Source organism: Desulforegula conservatrix Mb1Pa (genome assembly GCF_000426225.1).
Classification (GTDB): domain Bacteria; phylum Desulfobacterota; class Desulfobacteria; order Desulfobacterales; family Desulforegulaceae; genus Desulforegula; species Desulforegula conservatrix.
This window is the reverse complement of the sequence record NZ_AUEY01000013.1, coordinates 38,767-65,199: the sequence shown is the minus strand read 5'-3', so window position 1 is coordinate 65,199 and position 26,433 is coordinate 38,767. Positions and strand designations below refer to the sequence as shown.

The window sequence follows — 26,433 nt, the reverse complement described above, 5'->3', positions numbered from 1 at the left end:
AAAATGGCTGCAATTCAGAATCGATATGAATTTGTTTATCTTTTTGATGTAGAAAATGGCAATCCCAATGGAGATCCTGACGCTGGAAATATGCCGAGAATCGATCCTGAAACGAGCAACGGACTCGTTACAGATGTTTGTCTGAAAAGAAAGGTTAGAAATTTTGTTGAAATAGCCAAGGTTAATGAAAGCGGGTTCAATATCTATGTTCAGGAAAAAGCTGTTCTGAATCTTCAGAATAAACGGGCTTATTTGGCAAATCCTGAAATAAATCAGGAAAGCAAAAAGCTTCCAAAAAAAGAAGAGGAAGCAAAGAAAATAACAGGTTGGATGTGCGCCAATTTTTTTGATGTCAGAACATTCGGCGCAGTTATGACAACAGATGTCAACTGCGGTCAGGTACGCGGCCCAGTTCAGATAAATTTTGCCAAAAGCATTGATCCTGTGATCCCCCTTGAACTGAGCATAACAAGAATGGCTGTAACAACTGAAAAAGAAGCTGAAAGTCAGTCCGGAGACAACAGAACAATGGGGCGTAAGCACATTGTTCCTTACGGTTTGTATCGGGTTGAAGGCTATATTTCTTCTCACCTTGCAGAAAAAACAGGGTTTTCCGAAGCTGATCTTGAGCTTTTCTGGAATGCCCTCATAAATATGTTTGATCATGATCATTCAGCGGCAAGGGGCAAAATGAACGCAAGGAAGCTATTTGTATTCAAACATTCAGACAAGCTTGGAAATGCTCCAGCCCATAAACTATTCGATCTTATTTCTGTAAAACGTAATGATTCTGAAAAACCTCCACGGTCATTTACCGATTATACAATAGACTTTGCTGGCGGATGTCCTCAGAATGTTGAAATGATAGAGAAACTGTAGGTGGTTATGTACGACGAATCTTCGCTTATTCCTATTTCAGGGCTTCAGCATGTTCTTTTCTGTCCCCGTCAGTGCGCTTTGATTCATGTAGAGCAGCAGTGGGAAGAAAATAGATTTACTGCGGAGGGCCGTGTCCTTCATGAAAGGGTGGATAGTGGAGATTCGTCAGACAAAGGAAAAATCAAGATTACTTACAGTTTGCAGATTCATTCTTTGTCTCTTGGTTTGTCAGGCATAGCTGATGTTGTGGAGTTCCACCCTTCATCAGAAGACAAAAACAGCTTCATACCTTTTCCTGTTGAATACAAAAGAGGTAAGCCTAAAAAAGATCTCACTGACAAGGTTCAGCTTTGTGCCCAGGCTATGTGTCTTGAGGAAATGCTTTGTGTTTCTGTTCCTGCTGGCGCTCTTTTTTATGGTCAGCCACGAAGGCGCGAGGATGTTGTCTTTGATGAATATCTCAGAAATGAAACCCGGAAAGCAGCCGAATCATTTCACAGGCTTGTTGATTCAGGCATAACTCCTCAGCCTGTCTATGAAAAAAAGAAGTGCGACTCCTGTTCATTTCTTGAAAAATGTATGCCCCTTGTAATCGGAAAGAAAAGGTCTGCCCTGAAATGGCTTGAAAAAGCTGTTTTTGAAGGAGGTGAAAACTTTGAAGAAGCATCTTAACACAATGTTTGTAACAACCCAGGGAACTTATCTTCATAAGGAAGGCGAGACCGTCCAGATAAAAGTTGAAAACGAAATCAAAGGATATATTCCCGTCCATACCATCGGCGGAATTGTCTGTTTCGGCAGGGTTTCCATGAGTCCTCCGCTTATGGGTTTCTGTGCGGAAAACGATGTGGCTGTGACTTTTCTTAGCGAGTACGGCAGATTTCTCGCTTCTGTTCGTGGCCCTGTTTCCGGGAATGTGCTGCTTAGAAGAACCCAGTACAGAATGGCTGACAGCAAAACAGATTCGGCAAGCCTTGCCCGGTTTTTCATAATGGGCAAAATATCAAATTGCAGAAGAGTCTTGGACAGGGTTTTGAGGGATCACGGAGAAAAAATAGCTTCGGAAGAGCTTTCATCTGCTTCAGTAAGGCTTAAATCAAGCCTTGATTCGTTGAGGCAGACGAGTGATCTTGATTCTCTGCGTGGGATTGAAGGAGAGTCCGCCAAAAATTATTTCAGTGTTTTTGATCATCTCATCCTTTCAAGAAAAGACGAGTTCAAATTTAACGGAAGAAGCAGAAGGCCTCCGCTTGATAAGGTAAACTGTTTGATTTCATTTATTTATACCCTGCTTTTGCATGATGTCCGATCTGCCCTCGAAACTGTCGGGCTTGATCCGGCAGTTGGTTTTCTTCACAGGGACAGGCCGGGAAGACCAGGGCTTGCTCTTGATATGATGGAAGAATTCAGACCCTATTTTGCCGATCGTCTGGCTCTATCACTTATAAATCTGTCGCAAATCAAGCCTTCAGGGTTTAAGACAACAGAATCGGGAGCAGTTCTGATGGATGATGAAACCAGAAAAGCTCTTCTTGTCGCATATCAGAAACGTAAGCAGGAAGAAATTTATCATCCGTTTATAGATGAAAAGATTACCCTTGGCCTTGTTTTTCATATACAGGCCATGCTTCTTGCCCGGTTTATGCGTGGTGATATTGATGCTTATCCGCCTTTTATATGGAAATAGGAGAGGCCAATGTTTGTTCTGATAACATATGACGTATCTCTTGAAGATTATGGTGGGCAAAGACGGCTTCGTCGGGTGGCAAAAGCCTGCAAGGATTATGGTCAGAGGGTTCAGTATTCTGTTTTTGAGTGCATTATCGATCCTGCCCAGTGGGTAAAGCTTAGGCAGAGATTGTTTTCCGAAATTGATCCTGAAAAGGACAGCCTGAGATTTTATTTTTTAGGATCGAACTGGGAAAGAAGAGTGGAACATCTTGGGGCAAAGCCTGGAATAGATCAGGAAGGCCCACTTATATTTTGATGTCTGCGAACCGTAAGCTTGATTTTTTATATGGTGCTTGATCTAAAGACAATCATTAAGTTTTGCTTCATTGGCTGGTATGAGATTCGCGGTGTAGATAACCTGTTGAAATAATTGATTTCAGAGAGATTGTTTTAGGTGTTTTTCTGGTTTTTATAATGTTCATAAAAGGGTTCGCGTAAATTGCTCTTTTTTTTGAATAGTACCAGATAGTTGTATTGTTGTAGTCGCTCCCCGCGCGGGAGCGTGGATTGAAACAACTGAATATCTCCCGTGACTGTCCAGAAGAGGAGTCGCTCCCCGCGCGGGAGCGTGGATTGAAACACATATTCGAATCAGGAATTTTATCCAGGCACAAAGTCGCTCCCCGCGCGGGAGCGTGGATTGAAACACAATTTTATCGGATATTGCATAGACCGCAAGCCGTCGCTCCCCGCGCGGGAGCGTGGATTGAAACACTCAGTGGGCTTAAGCCAGTAGGCACTTCTCGAAGTCGCTCCCCGCGCGGGAGCGTGGATTGAAACAATTGCGTCAAGCAGTGCAGTAATTTGCTGAGGGTCGCTCCCCGCGCGGGAGCGTGGATTGAAACCAGTGTAGTGTCGGAGTGCATTGGAACGTTGAAGTCGCTCCCCGCGCGGGAGCGTGGATTGAAACTTTCTGGATAAAACCGGAGTTTCTCCAGCCGTGTGTCGCTCCCCGCGCGGGAGCGTGGATTGAAACATCCCGAATACTTGTGGAAAACGTTGAATCACTGGTCGCTCCCCGCGCGGGAGCGTGGATTGAAACTCTCCAGAATCAAAGTCGGCTGCATCATTAAAAAGTCGCTCCCCGCGCGGGAGCGTGGATTGAAACTTATCAAATCCAAACAAGGTGAATAACTAGCACGTCGCTCCCCGCGCGGGAGCGTGGATTGAAACTCTCGTAATCATAGAGCTTATAGAAAATGTTCGGGTCGCTCCCCGCGCGGGAGCGTGGATTGAAACATACATATATGACCTATTAGCCGGAAGGAAGAAAGGTCGCTCCCCGCGCGGGAGCGTGGATTGAAACAAATATTCGCTCCCTTCCCACTTATCCGCAATATGTCGCTCCCCGCGCGGGAGCGTGGATTGAAACATCAGAGTGGTTTTTCATATACCAATCAAAAGCGTCGCTCCCCGCGCGGGAGCGTGGATTGAAACTTGCTTGGGGTTTAGGTTTAGCTCCTGCAAGAGGTCGCTCCCCGCGCGGGAGCGTGGATTGAAACACCATACCCACAAACAATTTCCACCGAATATGCCCATGTCGCTCCCCGCGCGGGAGCGTGGATTGAAACTGTCTTGGAGCATAGCAATATTCCCGTTCGTTTTGTCGCTCCCCGCGCGGGAGCGTGGATTGAAACTGGTAAACTTCCAGCGCTTGATGCTTCAGGAAGGGTCGCTCCCCGCGCGGGAGCGTGGATTGAAACAATGGAATAAAGAGTTAGAGGCAGGTCAATATGCAGTCGCTCCCCGCGCGGGAGCGTGGATTGAAACATTTGTTTTAATCAAAAAAGAATTTTCTGATAATGTCGCTCCCCGCGCGGGAGCGTGGATTGAAACAGCGTCTCTTTTTGGGTCGCCTTTATGATTCATGTCGCTCCCCGCGCGGGAGCGTGGATTGAAACATAGCCATTGTAGGCTGTAATTGTCTTGGTGGATGTCGCTCCCCGCGCGGGAGCGTGGATTGAAACACGCCAGCCGGACGGCTCGCGCTGGGTGCAGCGTGTCGCTCCCCGCGCGGGAGCGTGGATTGAAACAAAGTGTAAATGCAATTGTTCTTGGTGTCCTCGTGTCGCTCCCCGCGCGGGAGCGTGGATTGAAACCCAAAGTAGGTTTTATATACTTGCTCCATCGGTCGGTCGCTCCCCGCGCGGGAGCGTGGATTGAAACAGAAGCAGACCTTTGTTTAAGTGTCCCGTTGTCGGTCGCTCCCCGCGCGGGAGCGTGGATTGAAACAGGAATAAAAGCGAGCGACGCCGGGACAGATTTAGGTCGCTCCCCGCGCGGGAGCGTGGATTGAAACTTCAGGGGAGAATAACGGAATACGCTGACCCTGAGTCGCTCCCCGCGCGGGAGCGTGGATTGAAACTTCTTGTCGTGGCCTGAGGATCATTGGCTTAGCCGGTCGCTCCCCGCGCGGGAGCGTGGATTGAAACATTCTCTCAGGAATCTACCAGGTATTGTAACTACGTCGCTCCCCGCGCGGGAGCGTGGATTGAAACAACTGTTGAAAAACTTGCAAAACATAATGAAGAAGTCGCTCCCCGCGCGGGAGCGTGGATTGAAACTGAATTCTTTTGGGAAGGAAGTGAGTCTTTTAGCGTCGCTCCCCGCGCGGGAGCGTGGATTGAAACATAAGCTTATTGCTGGCAAAAGACTATGAACATGTCGCTCCCCGCGCGGGAGCGTGGATTGAAACAGACAATCAGGATCTTCGGTAGAAAAGATAATGCTGTCGCTCCCCGCGCGGGAGCGTGGATTGAAACAGGCATGTACAGTTGCGTCTGTCAGAGACAGTTAGTCGCTCCCCGCGCGGGAGCGTGGATTGAAACATGATCTGGCTAAAATACTTGGCAAGACACAAACGTCGCTCCCCGCGCGGGAGCGTGGATTGAAACGAAATAGATCATTATATCAGGACAGACGACTCGTCGCTCCCCGCGCGGGAGCGTGGATTGAAACAAGCTACGCGCACCTGCGCTGGTGAGCTTGGCGGTCGCTCCCCGCGCGGGAGCGTGGATTGAAACCATGGTGGCAATGACATATTGATCGTTACCGTATGTCGCTCCCCGCGCGGGAGCGTGGATTGAAACATTCTTTCGGGGTCGAACCCCTCAAGCACTCCATGTCGCTCCCCGCGCGGGAGCGTGGATTGAAACATACTTACCTACAAAAATGGGTAGGATAGATTAGGTCGCTCCCCGCGCGGGAGCGTGGATTGAAACATATAAGTTAAGGTTTTTAATCCAGTCGATCATGTCGCTCCCCGCGCGGGAGCGTGGATTGAAACAGGTAAAGCACTTCAAATTCGTTGCTTGTGTCAGGTCGCTCCCCGCGCGGGAGCGTGGATTGAAACAATGAAGAAAATATAATTAAAGATAAAGAGCCTAGTCGCTCCCCGCGCGGGAGCGTGGATTGAAACAGATGCAAGTACTGGAGCTGATTTGTACTCTGAGTCGCTCCCCGCGCGGGAGCGTGGATTGAAACATTTGTTAGGCCATCCTGTCAGTTTTTGGTATTCGTCGCTCCCCGCGCGGGAGCGTGGATTGAAACAAAATAAATACAAGTATGCCAAGGTGTTGCATGTGTCGCTCCCCGCGCGGGAGCGTGGATTGAAACTAGGAAAATGGAGGCGGGATTATGGATGAAGATGTCGCTCCCCGCGCGGGAGCGTGGATTGAAACGATCATGAAAATTGAAAAATGGGAATCCCATAAAATGTCGCTCCCCGCGCGGGAGCGTGGATTGAAACGGCCAGATCGTATAAACAGAGAATGGATTTTATTGGTTCATGATTAATCTGGCAGACTTCGGTTTTGATAATGAATTTAAGGCGTTTGCCTATTCAAAAAGCTCTGCTATGTCAGAGTCCCTTCTTATGCCCAGCCTTGTAAGCGCAAAATCATATTTTACAGGGTCTTCGGGCTGGATTTCTGCAAAGGCTGACGTAATCTCAAGAGAAGCTTTAAGATTGGCCTGTTTTCTATCAGTAAGCCCGATAATACCAGATATTCTGTGCATATGAACGTCAAGGGGTATAATCAGTTTTGAAGCAGGCAGGTGTGACCATCCGCCAGGATCGACATCATCAGATCTTGTCATCCATCTCAGCATAAGATGAAGCCTTTTGCTTGCCCCTCCTTTTTCAGGCATGGGTATAAGATGATCCCCATCAGGTATTCCATGTCTTCTAAGCTCTTTAGCAAACTGGGCAAGGGCATTATGAACATTAGGCGCGTCTGGAAGCATATATTTCATGAAACAGGCTTCGAGCGATCCATATTCTGAAAGCATTCCCGAAGCTCCTGTTGCAAGGGCCGCAATTTTAACCCCTGTGGCAAATCTGTGAACTATGCCTTCAAAATCCTTTCCGAATCTATCTTTGCTGCCAGAACATATGTAATCAAAGGGATTTTTGCCCATGATTGTCATTATTCTTTCAACGGTCTTGAGGATCTGCTCGACCCTGCCATAAGCGAGGGATGACGCAAAGAGGGCAGCAATTTCCCTGTCTTCAGGTTTGTCGTAATTATAAAGGAACTCGAGTGGGTCAGGATGAACGAATTCACGCCTGTTGTATTTTAAATAAAGCTCTTCAAGTTTTTCCTTTAATTTTTTTTTATTTTTGAACATCTGTGAATGCCTTTATCGAGTAACCATTACTGCCCATACCAACCGTAATGCAGCCGTTTAAATCTGTCCGCCAGGTGCTTATATTTCTTTGCTTTAGTCTTTGCAACAGCTCTTTGCCTGGCAATCCCTTTCTGCCCGCAGATATTAATGCTGCTTCTGGCTTGACATTGTCCAGAAAAACTACTGAGCCAGATCCATTGCTTCCGTGGTGGGGCATAAGTATAAGATTTGCCTGAAGTTTTTCTGGATATGATTTCGTCATTTTTACTTCGGCTTTTTCAGAGATGTCACCGGTAAAAAGAAATGCCTTGTCCTTGAAATTAAGCTTCAGGACAAGAGACTCATCATTTGTGGATTCTCTTTTCTGATCTTCTCCGTTATTTTTTGATGGATTCAGAAATTCTATTTTTACGTCATTAATACTCCTGTTTTCATCGCTATCAGTGAGTTCAATGATTTTTGTGCCATTTTCTTTGAGAATTTCCATCAGCCTTATATAATCTGGCGAATCACTCTTGTCCGGGCCTTTCCAGAATTCTTCAGGACTGAAATTCTCAGCAATATGCAAAAGCCCTTTAATATGGTCGGTGTCTGGATGGGTCAGTACCATATAATCAATATTGAGGATTTTTTTACGCTTCAGAAACGGAGTGATTATATCTTTGCCTGTATCAAGTCCGCCTTTTCCCTGAAAACCACCTCCATCAATCAGCATGGTTTTCCCTCCAGGAAGTTCCGCAAGAGCCGAATTCCCGTGTCCAACATCGAGTATGCTTATATATAGATCCTTATTGAAAAATCTTTGTTTAATGCAGATTCCAGCGTCAATAAGCATAAGGAAACAGGATAATACAAAAATATGGATAATGGCTCTGTTCTTGAAGTCTGTGGTTGGAGTCTTTTTTATCCGGTTATTCAATACGACTAAGCCTGATAAGAGTATTGCATATAATAGAAAGACCTCAAAAATATCAGGAAAGATTGTCTGAAAAGATGAATATTTGAATTCTGCCAGATATTCAATAATGACCGTTCCAATTCTTACAGGCAGAGCCGCAATTTTAATTAGAAAGATGAAAGCAGACTCTGAAAAAGGCAGAAAAAGAACCGCCAAAAGGCCTGGTGCTACTGCCACGGCTCCGAAAAGAGGTACAAGTATAAGATTTGCAAGAATTCCAACCGGAGAAAAATTGCCGAAATAGTGCATTACGAAAGGGGCTGTTCCAAGTGTGGCAAACACAGAAACCGTCAGAGAAAGAAGTGTCCATGATATTATTTTCCCAGACTTTCCTGAGTTCGAGAATTTTTGTCTGATCATTTCTGAAACCGGAGCAGAAAGAATCAGAAAAAGTACGGCCATATATGACAGTATGAATGAAATACTGAAGAGGCTGCCAGGCATCACTGCAAGAATCATAAATGCTGATGCTGCGATTGAATTAAGAATATCGCTTTCCCTTGAGAATACGCCAGCTGAAAGAATTACCGAAGCCATTATTACCGCCCGTAAAGCTGACGGCTCAAGACCAGAAATGAGCCCGTAAAAAATAACTGGAAATATCGCAGCAAATGAGGCGCATCTGATAAGTATTCCTTTTTTAAGAATGAATGGCCAGAAGGACAGAAAATATCTTGCCGTAAAAAAAGAAACTGCCGCAATTATTCCGATATTCAGTCCTGAAATTGCTATCAGATGACCAGCGCCTGTTCTGTTAAAAGCATACCTGAGTTTAGATGATATCCCTGAAGTATCACCCGTGATGAGCGCTTTTACAACCGCAGAATCATCTGGAATAGCATTATCCATTGCTTTTCCGGCTTTCAGTCTGAACCTGTCGGCCATGATCATGGCGCTTCTTTTTTCAGGCTCAAGAAAACCGATCGACCCAGCCTTTACGCTGCATCTTGTCTTAATGCCTTCAAAAAGCATGTGCCTTGCATAATCATAGCATCCAGGATTTTTGAAGCTTCTTATCTTCCCTATTGTTGAAATGAACGAGATTCTGTTCCCAGGGGAAGGCGGTATGGATGTTCCATCCAGCGAGACCTGGATCTGCCCCTTGATTTTCTGTGTATTGCTGTTTGCCTCAATTTTTTCAACATTCATTATGAAGCTTGAGCCATCATCATAAACCCTTGGGAGCGAATCTACATATCCTGTTATTCTTTTTTTTTCACCATCAGCATGGTTGATAAGATCTTCAGGATTATTTGAATCAAACTTAATATACTGGGATGCTGAAATATAACCTAGGGAAGTGAAAAGGATCAGAGGGGCTATGAATGTTTTTCTGTTTTTATCTGAACCAGCGAGAATAAGCAGGATAAATGAGAAACAGCAAGCCGTGAAAATCCATGCAGTAAAAGTTTGGCCAGGAATATATTCTGCTGAAACTATGCCCGCCGCAAATGAAAAAAGAACCGGAATAAATGGCCTGGAGATTTTTATTCTTGGGGATTCGTTACAGCTATTCAGCTAAAATTGCCTCCAGCGGGCCGTTTTTTTTAAGCTCCGCAAAAATTTTTAGATATTATGACATAGCATAGGCAAAACACAGAGCCGTCTGCGCTTAAATAATAAAAAACTGGTAAAATTCAACTTGCTATACTTATCCTTGGAAAACCCTTTTCCCTCAAACCCTTCGGATGTTGGTATCTATCTCCTGTTCAGGATATGTGCTGCAATTTATGACACTATCTTGCTGGTTGAAGATGTAGTAGAGCATCCCATAAAAACCATAAGTTTTTTGCCAAGCTTTTTTTCAAAAAAGTGACCTTTCATAAAAAAAATCGCTTTAAAATTCTGGTGAACGGTTACAAAAAATGAAGTTTTTGAGGGGGTAGGGGAACTTTTTACAAAAAGTTCCCCAAACTAAAACGCCTATAAACTGAATTGGGTAAGATGACGAATCAACAATCTGTCTATTCTCTTACCCTTCTTATCGCAGCTCCCAGACCTTCAAACTTGCTTTCAATCTTCTCATATCCTCTGTCCAGATGATAGACTCGGTTGACTTCTGTTTCTCCGGAAGCGACAAGTCCAGCGAGAATAAGTGAGGCGCTTGCTCTTAAGTCTGATGCCATGACAGGGGCTCCTGAAAGTCCGGGTACTCCTTTGACTACAGCAGTGCTGCCTGATGTTATTGTTATGTCTGCCCCAAGCCTTTTTAGCTCGCTGACGTGTATGAATCTGTTTTCAAATATTGTTTCTGTTATTACGCTGCGACCGTCCGCAACAGACATTAAAACCATGAACTGGGCCTGCATGTCTGTAGGAAATCCCGGATACGGCACGGTTTTGATGTCTATGCTTTTGATATGCCCGTTTCCGTTGATTCTGACGGCACTGTCTCCGACAACATCAACTTTTATTCCTGTCTGCCTGAGCTTATCCATGACGCTCATCATATGATGAGGATTGCAGCCAGTAACAGTCACATCACCTCCTGTTAGAGCGGCTGCCACCATATATGTTCCGACTTCGATGCGGTCAGGAATAATGGAAGCTTTTACAGGAGAAAGTGAGGCCTTTCCGCGAATTCTTATTTCCGGAGTTCCAGCGCCTTCTATATCAGCTCCCATTCCTTTAAGAACATCTGCAAGCGCAACAACTTCAGGCTCCATGGCAGCATTCTGGAGAATTGTCTCGCCTTCTGCGAGTACGGCCGCCATCATGAGGTTCTCTGTGCCTGTCACTGTGACAGTGTCAAGGTATATGACAGCACCCTTGAGCTTGGGTGCAATGGCATCTATATATCCATGTTCGATCTTGATTTCAGCGCCGAGCAGCTCAAGACCCTTGAGATGCAGATCAACAGGACGTGCGCCTATCGCGCATCCGCCCGGAAGCGAAACCCTTGCTCTTCCCATGCGTGCGACAAGAGGCCCAAGAACAAGAACCGAAGCCCTCATCTTTCTTACAAGTTCATAGCTTGCTTCGTGTTTGAAAATTCCTTTTGCGTCAATCTGAACTTTGCTGCCTGAAGTTTCGACCTTAGCTCCGAGATCTTCGAGCAGCAGACAAATGCTTTCTATATCCTTTAAGGCTGGTACGTTGTCATAAACGCATGGCCCGTCAGTCAGCATAGATGAAACAAGAATCGGAAGCGCCGCATTCTTGGCTCCGCTTGCCCTTACTTCTCCGGAAAGCCTTCTTCCGCCTTCCACTATAATTCTATCCATTTAAAACAAATCCTTATACTAATTATATCTATGAATAACTGTGCAGACCCGGAAGCAGATTAACGCCGAAATATGTGAAAATCACTGCCATGAAGCCTAATATGGAGAGCCAGGCTATTCTTTCTCCTGCCCATCCTGCCATGAGTCTTGTGTGAATAAGCCCTGCATATACGAACCATGTAATGAGTGACCAGGTTTCCTTTGGATCCCAGCTCCAGTATGAACCCCATGCCGAGTTAGCCCATACTGATCCTGTTATGATTCCTGCAGTCAGGAAAAGAAAGCCGAAGGCAATCACCCTGTATGTCAGGACATCAAGATTCTTAATATCTGGAAGACTCGAAAGCATATCAACAATTTTTGAACCAGAAATCTTTATTATGAAGATAATAATGACCCCTGATCCTAATCCGGCCCATGCGGCAAGGAGTCCTGCTTTGAGAGATGAGCCAACAAAAGCCAGAAAAAGCCCTGACGAAAGAGGAAGACAGAGGAACAAAAACATTTTCATTATTGCATCTGCATTTATGCTTTCCACTGTTTTTATATATGTCTTCATAAGATAAATGGTGCTGAGCCCAAATGCTATTGCAAACGCAGCATACCCGATGAAACATGAAATGACATGGGCAATTAGCCAGTCACTTTTAAGGGCAGGCAGAAGCGGTTTTATTTCTCCTGAAACATTTGGAGACAGTTCAGCGTACATTATTATGAAAAAGCACATGGGCAGGGCAATAGCGCCGAAAGCCCTGATTTTCATCCTGTTTTCATAAATAAGGTAAACAACTGCAAGGGCAAATGAAAAGAAAACCAGGGATTCATACATATTTGAAAGGGGAGCATGGCCCATTCCCATTTTATATGATTCGTGCCATCTTATCCCTATTCCCGCCGCGTTTGTAATTGCGCCTGAAATTGCCGCAAGCATGGCCGGAATATAGAGGCGGGGTTTTTTGAAAACCCAGGCCGCAAGATATATAAGGCCGGCAAAACCGAATACGTAACCTGAAATTGATATGATCAGGGTATTTATGCTGTTATCCATGTCTATTTCCTTGTATGTTCATTCGGCCTTAAATGCCGCTTATAGTCTAGTTAATATCGGTGCCGCCTAATTTTTCAGCCATATTTTTTATTATTTCTTCAAAAAGCGGGTTTTTTCTTGATGAAACACCGCATATGCATACCTCGCACCCTGAATCCTTGGGTTTTACAAAAATTCCGAACTGCCTGTGGGCCATGAAAAAAGAAACTATGCAGCCTGCAATCATGAGCAAAAAGCCTGCATATACGAGGGGGACTCCAGGATCTTTTGTTACCTGAAGACCGGTATACCATATTTTATTGTATTCCTTGACGTTGATGTAAAAGTCCTTGCCCCTCATCTTGTCGAATCCTGGCATGCTCGCCGGAATTATGAAAACATCGGATGGCTGGCCATTTTCCACCATGAAGCATGTGAAAACCTCTTTGAGAGCATGACCCCTGACCTGGAAAGTATCTTCAAACCCTGATACCGTGAACTGGCCTAATCCTTCGGGGAGCTCGACCGTTTCACCTATGTTGGCGGTCTTTTCAAATTTGTTTCCTGTCTTGGTGGTGATTTCGAATTTTATGTCAGAAGCTCCGGCAACTCCGTATGATGACTGAAAAAAACTGAGTCCCTTATATCTTAATGGCGTATTCACAAGAACGTCTTTTTTCAGAATTTCTTTGCCGTTTTCGATGAGTGCTATTTTTGATCTGAATTCCTTGGGCATGCCTGATTCATAAAATGAAACGTCGAAATCATCACATTTTATCATGAAGGGGATATTGATCTGCTTCCCTGAGTCGAGCATCACCTCGTCGCTCTGCTCACCTTCAGTTATATTCATATTGCCCCTGAATCCGTATATAGACCCGATAAGGCCTCCTGTAAGAAGGAGAAGGACGCTTGCGTGGACTATATAAACTCCGAGTCTTGTCCATCTGCCGGATTCTGCGAATATAAAGGATTCATCTCCAATCTGTTTTGCTTCTGATCTTCCTTTGCCTGATGCAAGCAGAATTTGTGCTGCTTTGACCATTTCTTCCATGGATGAGGAAGATTCGAATCTGATGATATCCTTGGCTTTTCTGATTCTTTCCGGATTAACCCCTTTTTTGCCTGGAAATATGATTCTCCATGTTCTTGACAATCTGTCTATTGAACAGACAATTATATTCACGCAAAGAACGAGCAGCATTCCTCTGAACCACCACGAAGAATACAGATGATGCATGTCCAGTCCCAGAATGAGCTTTCCTGCTGAGGGGTATTTATGGATGTAGAATTCGGCCGGATTGCCCTGGGGGATGAAAGTCCCTGTGACGGAAAATGCGGCAAGCAGAAAAAGTGTAACAACAGAAAGTTTTATGGATGCAAAGAACCGCCACGCCGGATTGCCGGTTTTTTTGGGAGGATGAGACATTTTAAATCCTTAAAAATATTATTGATTCCGGTATGCATATATTGCTTCAAGATTTGGCTTTAAAGTATGCACACTGGAATATTAGAGTCTTATTCATTCGAAAGCTTACTTAACAAATCAGGTTGACTGAATCAACATCTATAAACGGAATAAATATTCAGAATAAGACCTTTTATTGCCTGACCATACTCAACAATGCCACAGCTTGAACATTTGAAATTAGTCAGGCAGTTTAAATGGCAAGGCTGTTGTTGCATCATTTCTGGAAAACCCTTTTGAAAAAGGGTTTTCCAGACCTTTCCCAAAACTTTTTATGGTTTTTTTATTACGAGTTGATAACATCTGTTTTTCAAGCAAAAGAATCTATAATAGAAAAGTTTTTGTGGTTATGCTCAATTCTCAGTAACATTTGAAAGTTAATGGGCTTAACATTTTTAAAACTCTAAAAATATCAGTTTTTTGCCTACTAAAAAAACCATAAAGTTTTTGCGGAGCTTTTTACAAAAAGCGACCCGCTCGAGGCACTCCCCCTAGCAACTTCAAAACAGCCGAAAGAATACGCTTCGTCTGACTTTGGTCTATTGGGTTATAAAGCCTCGCCGGAGGCACTCGGCTTAACGTCGGATTACGGACAAAGGGTGTCCTAATCCGACGCATCACCCTTTTTTGATGGCAAATTAACCATAAAAGGCACTTCTTAACTGAAAATCAGGCAGAGCCACAAAAGTTTTTGCCAAGCTTTTTTCAAAAAGCGGCCTTTGACCTTTCATCTAACAGAAGGGTTCAATTTATGACGACCTGAAGTATAATAGTTTTCATGAAAGTGCTTTTGGAGATGTCTCATTTATGGATCTTGTTATGCCCTGTTATTCAACAATTTCAGTAGTTGCTGTGACAATTTCTTCATGATTTGTAGCTCTTTGCAAATAAGATTGTCATGTGCTATTAATTGCCTGTCAAAAAAAATCCGTTTTTTTATCATTGGCTGCGTAGGTGATGATTTTTTAAGCCATTGATCGATCCTTCTTTAGTACACAGCTTCTTTTTTTATATCATTTTTTTGAATTATAATGATTTCATAAAACTCGGTAAATCGGAGTCAGTTTTGAATTCTATCTTCGTAAAAAAGAAAAATCATGAATAATAAGAATCCGGACGCAAAAACCGTGGAGTCAGCCCTTGATATCCTTGGGAGCAAAGGAAAACAGAATCGGCTGTCCAGAATGCTTCCTTTTCTTGGCCCTGCGTTCATAGCGAGTGTTGCATATATCGATCCTGGTAACTTTGCGACCAATATTCAAGGCGGCGCCAAATTCGGATACATGCTGATCTGGGTGATTGTTGCCAGTAATCTTATGGCAATGCTTATCCAGACCATGTCCGCAAAACTTGGGATCGCCACTGGACAGAACCTTGCTGAGCATTGTCGCAACCAGTTTCCTAAGCCTGTTGTCTGGCTGATGTGGTTTATAATGGAACTTGTTGCAATTGCAACTGATCTTGCTGAGTTCCTGGGCGCTGCCCTTGGTTTCTATCTCCTTTTTGGAATTCCTCTTCTGGCCGGGGCTTTTTTAACGGCAATTGCAACTCTTCTTATTCTCGGACTCGAACGATACGGTTTCAGACCACTTGAAGCCGTAATTTCAGGGATGCTTGGGATCATTGCTCTCTGCTATCTCATAGAGACCCTGATCGGTAAGCCTGATTGGGGTCAGATCGCTTATCATGCAGTAGTTCCGCAGTTTTCAGGCTCTGAAAGTGTTATTCTTGCCTCAGGAATTATCGGAGCAACCGTGATGCCGCATGTCATATTTCTCCATTCAGCATTAACTCAGAACAGGATTGTCGTAAAAAACAAGGAACAGCTCAGACGCCTTTTCAGGTTTCAGATTGCTGACGTGGTCATTGCAATGGGGATAGCCGGTCTTGTGAATATTGCCATGCTCATAATGGCTGCAACCGCATTTTACAAGACAGGTCTGACCCATATAGCTTCAATAGAAGAGGCTCATCGGACGTTGGAACCTCTTTTTGGCAAGGCCGCAAAATGGATTTTCGGAGTCTCTCTTCTTGTGGCAGGGCTCTCTTCTTCGACAGTGGGAACCAGCGCTGGCCAGGTAATAATGCAGGGCTTTCTGCAAAGACATATTCCTGTATGGGTCAGGCGGCTGGTTACAATCGCTCCTTCCCTTCTTGTTATAGGCTTGGGACTTGATCCAACAAGTACGCTTGTGGTCAGTCAGGTTGTTTTGAGTTTCGGGCTTCCTTTTGCAATCATTCCTCTTGTTATGTTTACAAGCAGAAAAGACATAATGGGTGACCTGACTAACAGAGCTCTGACAACTGTTGTTGTTTCAATGATTGCTGCTCTTATTATTGCTCTTAACATTTATCTTATTTATCAGACAGTTTTTGAGGGATAATCATGTTTAATCATATTCTTGTCCCGTTAGACGGATCAGGGCTTGCCGAATCTTCTTTGCCAGCAGCAGTATTTCTGGCTGAAAAATTGAAAGCAAGGGTGACCCTAATCCATATAATAGAAAAGAATCCTCCTTCTGAGGTTCATGGCCAGCATCATATCAAAAATGCGGTGGAGGCCTCGGCGTATCTTGAGAAAATATCCAAATCATGGTTTAGGGAAAATTTGGTGGTTGAATGCCATGTTCATACCTCTGAAGTTGATGATGTGGCGGAAAGTATTGTCGAGCATCGTTGTGAATTTAAGCATGATCTTGTAATAATGTGTTCCCACGGGCGGGGCAGGGCGCTTCATCTTCTTTTGGGCTGCATAGCACAGAATGTAATAGCCATTGGAACAGTTCCGGTTCTTCTTATTCAGCCTGATGAAACAAAAAATATCAGGGAATTCTCATGCAGATCTATTTTGGTGCCTCTTGACGGAGATCCTGCCCATGGCGGTGCCCTTCCTGTTTCCGAGGAAATTGCCGGGTTATGCGGTTCGACTCTTCATCTTTTGATGGTAATACCCGTTTTTACCAGCATCCCAGGTAAAATGGCCGTTCAAAGCAGATTTCAGCCAGCCGCTACTTCAAGAATGCTGGATATTTTAAAACAGAATGCTGACGAGTACCTTGGAGAGCGTCTTGCTGATCTGAAGGAAAGAGGATTTCAGGCCAGCGCACATGTACTGAGGGGCGATCCCGCCGATCTTGTGGCTGAATCTGTAAGTAAGTCTGGCGTAGATCTAATCGTTCTTGCAACACATGGAAAATCAGGGATGCAGGCCATTTGGGCCGGAAGTATGGCCCATAAAATATGCAGTCTTTGCAGGGCGCCACTGCTGCTTGTTCCTGTGGAGAAGAAAGAGTGAAACTCATGCTGTCGGAAATATTTTATTACGCAGCTTATCATTATTAACATTTTTAGAGGGCAGGGATGATTATGCTTAAAAAGAATAGATCTGGTTTATGTCTTATTATGTTGCTGGCTTTATGCTTTGTCCCGGTTTTTTCAAAGGTTTATGCAGATGGTGATGGGAAGGGTATTGCTGTTTCTCATCCGGTTGATCTTTACCCCGGAGGTGTCCCTGTCAGTGAAGAATCCACAAAGCATGGTAATGATCTTACAAAAGATAATATAAATGAGGTTAGATCTTTTTTTGAATCCAAGAAAAAAACTGAAGATAAGCTGGAACCATACTCAGAAGTTGATCAGAAGGGCAGTCAGCTTGTGACGGAAACAATGGGCAAGAGGTTCCAGCTTGTGACAATGATGGTTAGAACAAAAGCAGATACCCATGTTGCCAATGCTTTTGGCCAGCTCAAAGCAATGGCAATGAGAGGGATGCATTCCGAGTCAGAATTGCAGGCCATAGAAAACTCCTACTCGGATCTTAAATCAGCATATTTCAGGAGGGTTAAATCACCCGACGGAAATAATAGAAGCGAATCGGAAATAATATACAAAAAATATCTTCAGACTGCCAATCCAGAGCTTTCAAAGTCTTCTTCCCATTCTGATGATTCCGCAGAGTATCAGGCAGGAAAAGCAAAAGCTGCGGATATGAGAAAACAGATGCAGGAAATGAAAGCAAAGGGTGATATTGCCGGAATAATGAACATGGCTCAGAAAAACAAAACAGGGCCAGGGATCCCAAAAGATGCTCAGAAATATGTCGATGAAATGAACAAAGACACCTGGAGCACCTGGGTGCAGTGCCTTGATGAGATGAAAAGCGCGGCTTTTCATACTTCAATTTCTTATAAATCAGGCATAACTGGTGAATGATATTTGAATTGGACTGGGCATTTTGGGAAAACACCCTTCAAAAGGTGTTTCCCAAAAGCATTCAAGTATCTACTTTGTCAGCATAAAAAATGATTGATGAGTTGAACTTGCGGCATTATAAAAGTTTTTTGCGGAGCTTTTTTTCAAAAAAGCGACTCGCCGAAGGCAAATTTTAAATATTGGCAAAGATCAAAATGGCATGATTTAAGTTCTAAACATACTGCCCTGCACACCATCCAGAAGACCATGCCCATTGCAGATTGTATCCGCCAAGCCATCCTGTCACATCAAGAACTTCACCAGTGAAAAAAAGGCCGGGATGTTCCTTGCTCTCCATGGTTTTAGAAGAAATGGCATTGCAGTCAACTCCTCCGCAGGTCACCTCAGCTGTCCTATATCCTTCAGTGCCATTAGGTTTGACATTCCATTCATGAATATGGGCGGCTATTTCAGTAAATATTTTATGGGAAATTTCTTGGAGAGGCTTTTCTATAGTTTCATCATGAATAATGGTTGCCACAAGGCGTTTTGGAAGATATTCGCCAAGAAATGTTTTAAGTTTTAGCTGGGATCTCTGCTTCTGGGCATTTTTCAATTCTTCGTTCAGATTGATGTCTGGCAGCAAATTGACGGTTATAATATCTCCTGGCTGCCAATATGATGATATCTGTAAAATTGCGGGGCCGCTCAGTCCTCTGTGGGTGAATAATACATTTTCTCTGAAGCTTTTTAATTTGTTAGAAACTATGCACTCAACAGCTATGCCTGATAAAGGCGACAGTTTTTCCTTGTCATCCGGCCTTAAAGTTAATGGAACCAGACCTGCTGCTGTGGGCCAGATTCTTATTCCAAACTGTTCGGCAGTTTTATAACCAAAAGGACTTGCCCCAGAAGTAGGGATTGATAACCCACCTGTTGCAACAACCAGAGATTCGCATGAGAAAATGTTTTGATTTGATTCAATTATGAAAAAGCCGTCATCGCTGCGTTTAATTTTTTTAATGACTGTATTCAGTCTGATCGACACTTTGGTTTTCTTGCATTCAGAAAGGAGCATATCAAGAATGTCTTTAGAACTGTTGTCGCAGAACAGCTGGCCGTGCTCTCTTTCATGAAACGGTATTTTGTATTTTTGAATAAGATCCAGAAAATTCCATTGATTAAATCTGCTCAAGGCTGATTTACAGAAGTTGGGATTGCGGGAAATATAATTTGCAGGGCTTATATCGTTATTCGTAAAATTGCAGCGACCTCCGCCTGACATCAGGATTTTCTTACCCGGCTTGTCAGCATGATCAAGTATAATAACTCTTCTGCCGCGTTTGCCTGCCTCAATTGCGCACATGAGACCCGAAGCTCCTGCTCCGATGACGATTACATCGGTCTTTTCCATCTTTTTGCTCCAATAAATATTAAAAGATGAAAACCATTTATCATGAAAGGATTAAAGGCCGGAAAGAAAAAATAGAATAGGGGAATTCTTGTATTTGGATGGGCCTGCCCAGGAAAAAAATCTGTGCAGGCCACTTATAATCTGACAAGGTCGCAAAAAGTCTGATTTCGGTCATTCCGGCGCAGGCCGGAATCCAGAACTGGCTGATAATACAAAGATGCCTGATCAAGTCCGGCATGACACTAAAGCCATTTTTTGTTTTTTTGCGAGTCCATCATAATCTGAATCACTTCTTTTTTATGTCGAGCCTGTCCAGACCGTGATTGTCAAATTCTTCCGCCCATTTTTCTTCATATTTAAGCATGAGAGTGAATCTTTCATCATCGGACATTTTTTTGACTTTTTCAGGGCTGACATCTTTCAGAGCGTCTCTGCCTGCAAGTGAGCTGATGAGTTTTTCCCAGAAAGTGTTTTCTTCATATTCTGCTATGTAGTCCTGAACTTCTGATTCTTCGAACTCAGGAGTTTCATGATAAAGATTCAGCTCAGGGGTGTGTTCAATCAGCTCTCCAAGACCAAAATCTTTGGCAAAGGAGTATATCTTCTGGACTATTGCCTTGTATTTTTCTTTTTCAGGGTTACTCTCTTCGGCAGTCTCATAGGCACTCAAAACCCAGTCACCAAGAAAGACAATATCCAGAAGACCTCTGAATTCTTCTTTTGTAAGATCCATTTTCATTTGTTGATTTTCCTTTGATTAAAAACTGATTATTATTTTTTTATTACTTTGCATACTGGCATTTTTTAAACAGAATAAAAAGGAATTAAAGGTTGATGGAGTCGTAAAAAAACAAAAAATGGCTTTAGCGTCATGCCGGACTTGATACGGCATCTTTGTAATTTCAGCCACTTCTGGATTCCAGCCTGCGCCGGAATGACGGAAATCGGACTTTTTGGGGACTTGTCAAGATTAAGATTTGGTTCAAAAATAATGAAACAGGATGAAGCAAAAAAATAGAAGGTTTTCAGAAGAGGTCTGGAAAACATCTTTTTTAAAAGATGCTTTCCAGACTTTATATAAAAAAGACGCGTGCAAATGATGGCACGCGTCTTTATCCTCATTTTTTTGTTTTTATTCGTTGTAGAATTTCAGGATTGCGTCACAAAGGCCCGGGATGGTGAAAACGTCTGCTTCTATGTCAATTCCAAGGCCAAGGCTTTTGGCTGTTTCGCTGGTGATGGGGCCAATGCTTGCGACCTTTACATCCTTCATCAGCTCAGCAAGCCTGCCTTCAGGGATGTTTTTTACAAAATTTGAGACTGTTGACGAGCTTGTAAAAGTCACCATGTCTATTTCACCTTTTTCAAGCAGACCGGTTATTTCGGCTGATTGTTCGGTGTCTTCTACTGCTTCATAGGTTATGATCTCGTCGACAATTCCGCCCATTTCAGCAAGCTGGACAGGCAGGACGGATCTCGCGTCCTTTGCCCTTGGGAGAAGGAATTTTTTTCCTTTAACTTCTTCTGATTTGAAGGCCTCTATTACTGATTCAGCAACATAGCTTTCCGGAATAACATCAGCTCTTATCCCAAAAGAAAGCAGTCTTTCTAAGGTTGCAGGGCCGATTACGGCTGTCTTGACGCCACCAAGCGTCCTTGAGTCAAGGCCCATATCAAACAAAGTATCAAAGAAACAGGCTACTCCGTTTACGCTTGTGAAAATTAACCATTCAAAGCTTTTTAGGTTTTTAATAGCGTTTTGAAGCCTTGAATTGTCTTTAACAGGTTCTATTTTGATTGTCGGGCATTCCACGCAGTCAGCGCCAAGTTCGGAAAGTTTTTCCACAAGAGCGCTTGCCTGCTCACGGGATCTTGTGACTGCGATCCGTTTTCCGAACAGAGGGGCAGTTTCAAACCAGGCGAGTTCCTCCCTCAGGGTTACAACTTCACCCACAACGATTAATGCTGGAGCTGTTATTCCCGCCTTGTCGGCAACTTCCTTTATATTTGAAAGAATTCCTGTGACTGTTTTCTGTTTGGCTGTTGTTCCCCATCTTATGAGTGCTGCTGGCGTTTCAGGTGATCTTCCTGCCCTGACGAGATTCTCAACTATCATGGCAAGATTTTTAACGCCCATGAAAAATACAACCGTACCTGTTACAAGGCTGTTCCAGTTGATTGTAGACTGGGCTTTGGTCGGATCTTCATGGCCTGTCACAAATGTTACTGAGGTTGTGTGATCCCTGTGGGTGATCGGAATTCCAGCGTAAGCAGGGGCAGCGACAGCCGATGTAACACCAGGAACTATTTCAAAGGCAACTCCGGCTTTTTTAAGAACCTGGGCTTCTTCTCCGCCTCTTCCGAATACAAAAGGATCTCCGCCTTTGAGTCTTGCCACTTTAAGGCCTGATTTTCCTTTTTCCACAAGCAGGTTGTTGATCCCATCCTGGGAAAGGGTGTGGTTGCCGCCCATCTTTCCGACATATATTTTTTCGGCGTCTTTGCGGGCATGGCGCATCAGGCGGGGAGAAGCAAGATAATCATAAACAATTACATCAGCTTCCTGGATGCACTGAAGTCCTTTGACTGTTATAAGTCCCGGATCTCCAGGGCCTGCGCCTATCAGATATATTTTGCCTGTATTCTTATTATTTTTCATTTTTCAGAATAAATCTCATCAAGAATTTTTTTCGCGCCTTTTTCAAGAAGTGCTTCAGCCAGTTTTTTGCCGATTTGTGCAGCTTCTGAGATCTTGCCGGAAAGAGCGCTTTTGAAAATTATGGAGCCTTTGACATCAGAGACAAGGCCTTCCATTTCTACCATATCGCCGTTCACTTTGGCATGTGCCGCAATTGGAACCTGACATCCGCCTTCGAGTCTGTGAAGAAAAGCTCTTTCAGCAATGACTGCGGTTGCTGTTGTCGCATGGTTAAGGCTTTTGATAATGTCGGAAGTTTTGGGATCATTTTCCCTTGTTTCTATACAAAGTGCACCCTGACCTGATGCGGGAAGCATTATTTCAGGGTCTATGTACTGGGTGATTTTTGAAGAGAGCCCAAGCCTGTGAACTCCGGCGGCCGCAAGTACGATTGCATCGAATTCGCCTGCTTCCAGCTTTTTTATTCTTGTATCAAGGTTGCCCCTGAGCGACACTATTTCAAGATCAGGTCTTCTGGCAGAAATCTGGGACATACGTCTTAAGCTGCTTGTGCCGATTTTTGCGCCTTTGGGAAGCTCATCCAGCTTAAAGCCGTTTTTTGATATAAGCACATCAAGGGGGTTTTCCCTTTCAGGAATAGCTGCAATACAGAGTCCTTCAGGAATTTCGGCAGGCATGTCCTTCATGCTGTGAACAGCAATATCCACCCTTTTCTCAAGCAGGGCGTCTTCTATCTCCTTTACAAAAAGACCTTTGCCGCCTACTTTTGCGAGGGGAACATCAAGGATCTTATCACCTTTTGTCTTGATAATATTCAAACTTACAGTGCTTCCAGGAAATTTTCTTTCAATTTCCGACTTGACCCAGTTGGCCTGCCAAAGAGCAAGCTGGCTGCCCCTTGTTCCTATAATAAGGTTGGAAGTCATCAGATCCCGCAGCTCCCGCAATTCGTTGAAGAGCAGCCAGCGCAGCCTGACATACCAGCCGATGATTTAAATGTCGGAGCTTCACCGGGTGCTCCTGAACCTTTGCTTACAAATCCGCAGCAGGACATGAGTCTTTTTATTTCAGGGGTTCCGCATGTGGGACACGTCGGCTGGTCTGATCCTAAAACAAGCAGCTCGAAGCTTTTGTTGCAGGTATCGCATTTGTATTCGTATATAGGCATTTCAAATCTCCTGGGAAAAATTACACCGGCATTTTTAAAGTTCATGAAAATAATCATAAAATTTTTATAAAGCAAGTAACTTTATTTTTTGACAAGGCAGCAAAAAGTCAAAAAAATGCGTCGGCGTCATGCCGGACTTTATCCGGCATCTTTGTATTTTCAATTACTTCTGGATTCCAGCCTTCGCCGGAATGACGTAAATCTGACTTTTTGCGAGTCCATCATTTTTTAAAGGAAACTATTCATCCGATATTTTTAACTTGCAGCGGACATATGGCGCAGTCGTTTTGTTTTGCTATCTGCTTTTCCTTGTAATCATAAGTGCTGGCAACCTTATTATCAGGAAGCCTTTCCCATAGGTTCTTTTTCAAGAACTTCGATTTCTCCTGAAGAATCATAGCCTAATTCATGGGCTTTTTTGAATGATTCAAGGGCGAGATCAGGTTCGTTTTTCTTTAGCAAGGTTTTTCCTGTCCTGTAGTGCATGAGTCCGTTATTGGGGGACAGTGCAATGCTCTGGTTACAGAAAACAAGCGCAATTTCAAGGTTTTCCCCGGTTTCGGCAAAAAGTTCGCCCAGAGCTGAAAAAGACTGGGCATCGCATGGATTAAGCTTTACGGCTTTTTTGAAAGCTTCTATGGCCTTTTCTGCTTTACCATTTTTGAAGTATGTTTCGCCAAGATATCTGTAAGGCTCACTCTTTTCGTTATTAAGGCATATTGCCTTTTCAAGAAGTTTTTCAGCTGTCTCGGTTGCTCCTTTTTCAAGAGCAGCTTTTCCTGCCTGGAAGACTATTTTGATGTCTGTGTCATCGGTTTCCGCAGCTTTAATGAAGAGGTTTCTTGCTTTTTCGATGTCACCTGTGAATACACAGGCTACTCCTGAATTATAAATTGCAAGGTATTCTGACGGATTCATGTTCGAGGCTTTTTCAAATTCCATCAAAGCAGCCGCATAATTCTTTTCATGTGCAAGACAGACACCCAGGCTGTTCATGATATTGGTGTTGTCAGGGTTTATCTCAAGCCCTTTTTTGTATTCAAATATGGCGTTTTTTATTTCTCCTGCCTGATAAAACAGATCACCGCTGATATTGAGACTTGTGGAATCAAACTCGGCATGGCTGTCTTCACCATAAAAAAGAGCGTGATAATAGGCTTTTACCGCGTTTTCGAAAACATCTTCCCTTGAATAATCAGTAAATGGGAACATTGCAATACCAACGGTTGAATACCTGCCTGTAGCATCAAAAAGCATGCTTCTTAATCTTTGGGAGTGCTCTGCTGCTACTGCGCTGTCTTTGCCTGGGACAACGCAGAAAAACATGGAATGTCCGCCTTCGGAAATAATCCAGGCATGCTTCGAAGCTTCTGATTCAAGAATTCTTCTGAATGTATTGACTGCTTCGCCTGAAACCTGGGCAGCCAAAGAAGGCTTGATTGCAAGAACCGTGAATTCTTCAAGATTACTTATTTTGCATCTGACGTCATCATTTAAGGCCTGACCTGAAAATTCACCGATTTTGTGAGGGCAGCTTTCTCTGTTTTTCCCATTTTTGCTGAATTCTTTCCAGCCAAGTTCAAGATCTGGGATCAGTTCATCAGAGCAAGTGCAGGTATGGATGTTTTCCTTAGACATGGGGCATTCCCTTGTATTTTTGGAGGATGAGGGCTAAAGCTTCCTTTATAGTATCGAATTCATCCGGCTCTATGGTTCTTAAGTCCATGATGAACAGATCTTCTTCGATACGGCCTATCACTGGAGGGGTGTTTCCGCGCATCTCTTTTTCAATTCTGTTTGCGGACATATTTTTTATGGAAAGTCCTATTCCTTTGGACGGCAGGTTCTGAGCCGGAAGCGAACCTCCACCGGCTTTTGATGAAAGCGGAAGAATTCTGGCTTCAAGATCGGGATGGTTTAATCCATCAATTTCATTTTTTAGGGCGAGGGCTTTGGCCTCTATGGTTTCCACAGGCATGGTCAGCATTCTTAAGGTAGGGATCTTTGATACCGCATCCTTTTCCTCCCTGTAATGCCTGAGAGTAGCCTCAAGACCAGCAAGTGTCATCTTGTCTATTCTTAGTGCCCTTGTCAGAGGGTTTTTCCTGATTTCAGCTATGATTTCCTTTTTCCCCACTATGATTCCTGCCTGGGGGCCGCCTAAGAGTTTGTCTCCGCTGAATGATATTACATCTGCTCCTGAAGCCACGGATTCCTGAACCGTTGGTTCATATACCATGCCGTATTTTGAAAAATCTATGAATGTTCCGCTTCCAAGATCTTCCATGACAGGTATTCCTTGCTTTTTGCCAAGGTCTGAAAGCTCGGAAAGAGGCACGTTTGAAGTAAAGCCCATGACTGCAAAATTGCTGGTGTGCACTTTTAGTATAAGGGCCGTATTTTCATTTATTGCGGCTTCGTAGTCCCTCAAATGGGTTCTGTTTGTTGTTCCTATTTCCCTGAGGATTGCGCCGCTTTTTGTCATTACATCCGGAATTCTGAAAGAACCGCCAATTTCGACAAGCTCACCCCTTGACACAATGGCTTCTCTTCCCCTAGCAAGGGTGTCTAGGCAAAGCATCACAGCTGCGGCATTGTTGTTGACAGCCATTGCAGCCTCTGCTCCGCTTATCTCGCAGACGAGCTCCTCGACTGCTGCGTACCTGATACCTCTTTTACCGGTTGCAAGGTTGAATTCAAGATTTGAAAAACCTCTGGCAACCAGCATGATCTGGTCAAGGGCATCCCTGCATAAAGGCGATCTCCCGAGGTTTGTATGAATCACCACACCAGTTGCGTTCACTAACGGAATAAGATTTGGCTTCATGGCCTTCAGGGATTTTGCCATTATTTCATTAATGATAAAATCATGATCAATATTTTTTAAAGTAGATTCGTCCGCAGTTTCAATGATGCGCCTTCGTTCAGTCTCAATGGTTTCCCTTGCAGATTTAAGAATAACTGATCTTGGGATTGCATCAAATTCGCTGTTTTCAAGGATTTCAAGAAGAACGCCGTCAACTTTTGGCAGTTTTTTAAGAATCTCGTTTTTTAAGGAATGTTTTTTCATCTGAATAAAACCTGC

The 26,433-nt window shown here is 43.8% G+C and carries 20 protein-coding genes and 1 CRISPR repeat array; of the genes, 8 read left to right on the top strand and 12 right to left on the bottom strand.

Features of this window, described 5'->3' with window-relative positions:
* Positions 1–3 precede the first annotated feature (3 nt).
* The 4 genes from cas7c to cas2 are packed head-to-tail and all read left to right on the top strand — an operon-like array spanning position 4 to position 2,866.
* Positions 4–879 carry a type I-C CRISPR-associated protein Cas7/Csd2 gene (gene cas7c, locus K245_RS0107255; RefSeq protein ID WP_027358754.1) on the top strand — a complete coding sequence of 292 codons (876 nt, stop codon included), beginning with the start codon at positions 4–6 and terminating at the stop codon, positions 877–879.
* Positions 880–885: 6 nt separating this feature from the next.
* Positions 886–1,551, top strand: coding sequence for a CRISPR-associated protein Cas4 (cas4, locus tag K245_RS0107250; RefSeq protein WP_027358753.1), 666 nt, complete (start codon positions 886–888; stop codon positions 1,549–1,551).
* A complete protein-coding gene (gene cas1c, locus K245_RS0107245; RefSeq protein WP_027358752.1) occupies positions 1,535–2,566 on the top strand; it encodes a type I-C CRISPR-associated endonuclease Cas1c in 1,032 nt (343 codons plus the stop codon). Before cas4 ends, cas1c begins: the two co-directional genes overlap by 17 nt.
* Before the next feature lie 9 nt (positions 2,567–2,575).
* Positions 2,576–2,866 carry a CRISPR-associated endonuclease Cas2 gene (gene cas2 / locus K245_RS0107240; RefSeq protein WP_027358751.1) on the top strand — a complete coding sequence of 97 codons (291 nt, stop codon included), beginning with the start codon at positions 2,576–2,578 and terminating at the stop codon, positions 2,864–2,866.
* A gap of 226 nt (positions 2,867–3,092) precedes the next feature.
* Positions 3,093–6,358: direct repeats of the CRISPR family, unit length 32 nt; unit sequence GTCGCTCCCCGCGCGGGAGCGTGGATTGAAAC.
* A gap of 89 nt (positions 6,359–6,447) precedes the next feature.
* On the opposite strand, the gene K245_RS0107235 is transcribed toward cas2, so the two are convergent.
* Positions 6,448–7,239 (bottom strand): TIGR02757 family protein, encoded by a 792-nt coding sequence (locus tag K245_RS0107235; protein ID WP_027358750.1) that lies wholly within the window; start codon positions 7,237–7,239, stop codon positions 6,448–6,450.
* Positions 7,226–9,556: a DNA internalization-related competence protein ComEC/Rec2 gene (locus K245_RS0107230; protein WP_232223807.1), complete on the bottom strand. Its 2,331-nt coding sequence runs from the start codon at positions 9,554–9,556 to the stop codon at positions 7,226–7,228. Before K245_RS0107230 ends, K245_RS0107235 begins: the two co-directional genes overlap by 14 nt.
* Between K245_RS0107230 and K245_RS28030 the strand changes: the two genes are divergently transcribed.
* Complete coding sequence (locus K245_RS28030; protein ID WP_027358748.1) at positions 9,519–9,719, top strand: hypothetical protein; 201 nt, start codon at positions 9,519–9,521, stop codon at positions 9,717–9,719. The two genes, K245_RS0107230 and K245_RS28030, sit on opposite strands and share 38 nt — an antisense overlap.
* A gap of 442 nt (positions 9,720–10,161) precedes the next feature.
* On the opposite strand, the gene murA is transcribed toward K245_RS28030, so the two are convergent.
* From murA to K245_RS23500, 3 genes are read right to left on the bottom strand one after another with little or no spacing between them, the layout of a single operon-like run.
* A complete protein-coding gene (murA, locus tag K245_RS0107220) occupies positions 10,162–11,421 on the bottom strand; it encodes a UDP-N-acetylglucosamine 1-carboxyvinyltransferase (protein WP_027358747.1) in 1,260 nt (419 codons plus the stop codon).
* Between the two features lie 28 nt (positions 11,422–11,449).
* Entirely contained in the window at positions 11,450–12,469 is a 1,020-nt protein-coding gene (gene ccsB, locus K245_RS23505) for a c-type cytochrome biogenesis protein CcsB (RefSeq protein WP_035276711.1), read from the bottom strand.
* Positions 12,470–12,515: 46 nt separating this feature from the next.
* On the bottom strand, positions 12,516–13,877 hold the full coding sequence (locus K245_RS23500) for a cytochrome c biogenesis protein ResB (RefSeq protein ID WP_051283956.1): 1,362 nt from the start codon (positions 13,875–13,877) through the stop codon (positions 12,516–12,518).
* Between the two features lie 1,136 nt (positions 13,878–15,013).
* Here K245_RS23500 and K245_RS0107200 point away from each other — a divergent pair.
* The 3 genes from K245_RS0107200 to K245_RS0107190 all read left to right on the top strand — a co-directional run bounded on the left by K245_RS0107200 (position 15,014) and on the right by K245_RS0107190 (position 18,128).
* Positions 15,014–16,300, top strand: coding sequence for an Nramp family divalent metal transporter (locus K245_RS0107200; RefSeq protein WP_027358746.1), 1,287 nt, complete (start codon positions 15,014–15,016; stop codon positions 16,298–16,300).
* A 2-nt stretch (positions 16,301–16,302) separates the two neighbouring features.
* Entirely contained in the window at positions 16,303–17,211 is a 909-nt protein-coding gene (locus K245_RS0107195; RefSeq protein ID WP_027358745.1) for a universal stress protein, read from the top strand.
* A gap of 71 nt (positions 17,212–17,282) precedes the next feature.
* Positions 17,283–18,128 (top strand): hypothetical protein, encoded by an 846-nt coding sequence (locus K245_RS0107190; RefSeq protein WP_027358744.1) that lies wholly within the window; start codon positions 17,283–17,285, stop codon positions 18,126–18,128.
* 211 nt (positions 18,129–18,339) lie between these two features.
* Here the strand turns inward: K245_RS0107190 and K245_RS0107185 are convergent, their stop codons facing one another.
* From K245_RS0107185 to selA, 7 genes are all read right to left on the bottom strand, one after another.
* On the bottom strand, positions 18,340–19,521 hold the full coding sequence (locus K245_RS0107185; protein ID WP_027358743.1) for a BaiN/RdsA family NAD(P)/FAD-dependent oxidoreductase: 1,182 nt from the start codon (positions 19,519–19,521) through the stop codon (positions 18,340–18,342).
* A gap of 286 nt (positions 19,522–19,807) precedes the next feature.
* A complete protein-coding gene (locus K245_RS0107175; protein WP_027358741.1) occupies positions 19,808–20,260 on the bottom strand; it encodes a hypothetical protein in 453 nt (150 codons plus the stop codon).
* Between the two features lie 393 nt (positions 20,261–20,653).
* Positions 20,654–22,180, bottom strand: a complete 1,527-nt coding sequence (gene cobA, locus K245_RS0107165) for a uroporphyrinogen-III C-methyltransferase (protein WP_027358739.1) — start codon at positions 22,178–22,180, stop codon at positions 20,654–20,656.
* Positions 22,177–23,106 carry a hydroxymethylbilane synthase gene (gene hemC, locus K245_RS0107160; protein WP_027358738.1) on the bottom strand — a complete coding sequence of 310 codons (930 nt, stop codon included), beginning with the start codon at positions 23,104–23,106 and terminating at the stop codon, positions 22,177–22,179. The genes cobA and hemC overlap by 4 nt, the downstream gene beginning before the upstream one ends.
* Complete coding sequence (locus tag K245_RS0107155) at positions 23,106–23,348, bottom strand: FmdB family zinc ribbon protein (RefSeq protein WP_027358737.1); 243 nt, start codon at positions 23,346–23,348, stop codon at positions 23,106–23,108. The genes hemC and K245_RS0107155 overlap by 1 nt, the downstream gene beginning before the upstream one ends.
* 339 nt (positions 23,349–23,687) lie before the next feature.
* Positions 23,688–24,986 (bottom strand): tetratricopeptide repeat protein, encoded by a 1,299-nt coding sequence (locus tag K245_RS0107150; protein WP_027358736.1) that lies wholly within the window; start codon positions 24,984–24,986, stop codon positions 23,688–23,690.
* On the bottom strand, positions 24,979–26,418 hold the full coding sequence (gene selA / locus K245_RS0107145; RefSeq protein WP_027358735.1) for an L-seryl-tRNA(Sec) selenium transferase: 1,440 nt from the start codon (positions 26,416–26,418) through the stop codon (positions 24,979–24,981). Before selA ends, K245_RS0107150 begins: the two co-directional genes overlap by 8 nt.
* Between the last annotated feature and the right edge of the window lie 15 nt (positions 26,419–26,433).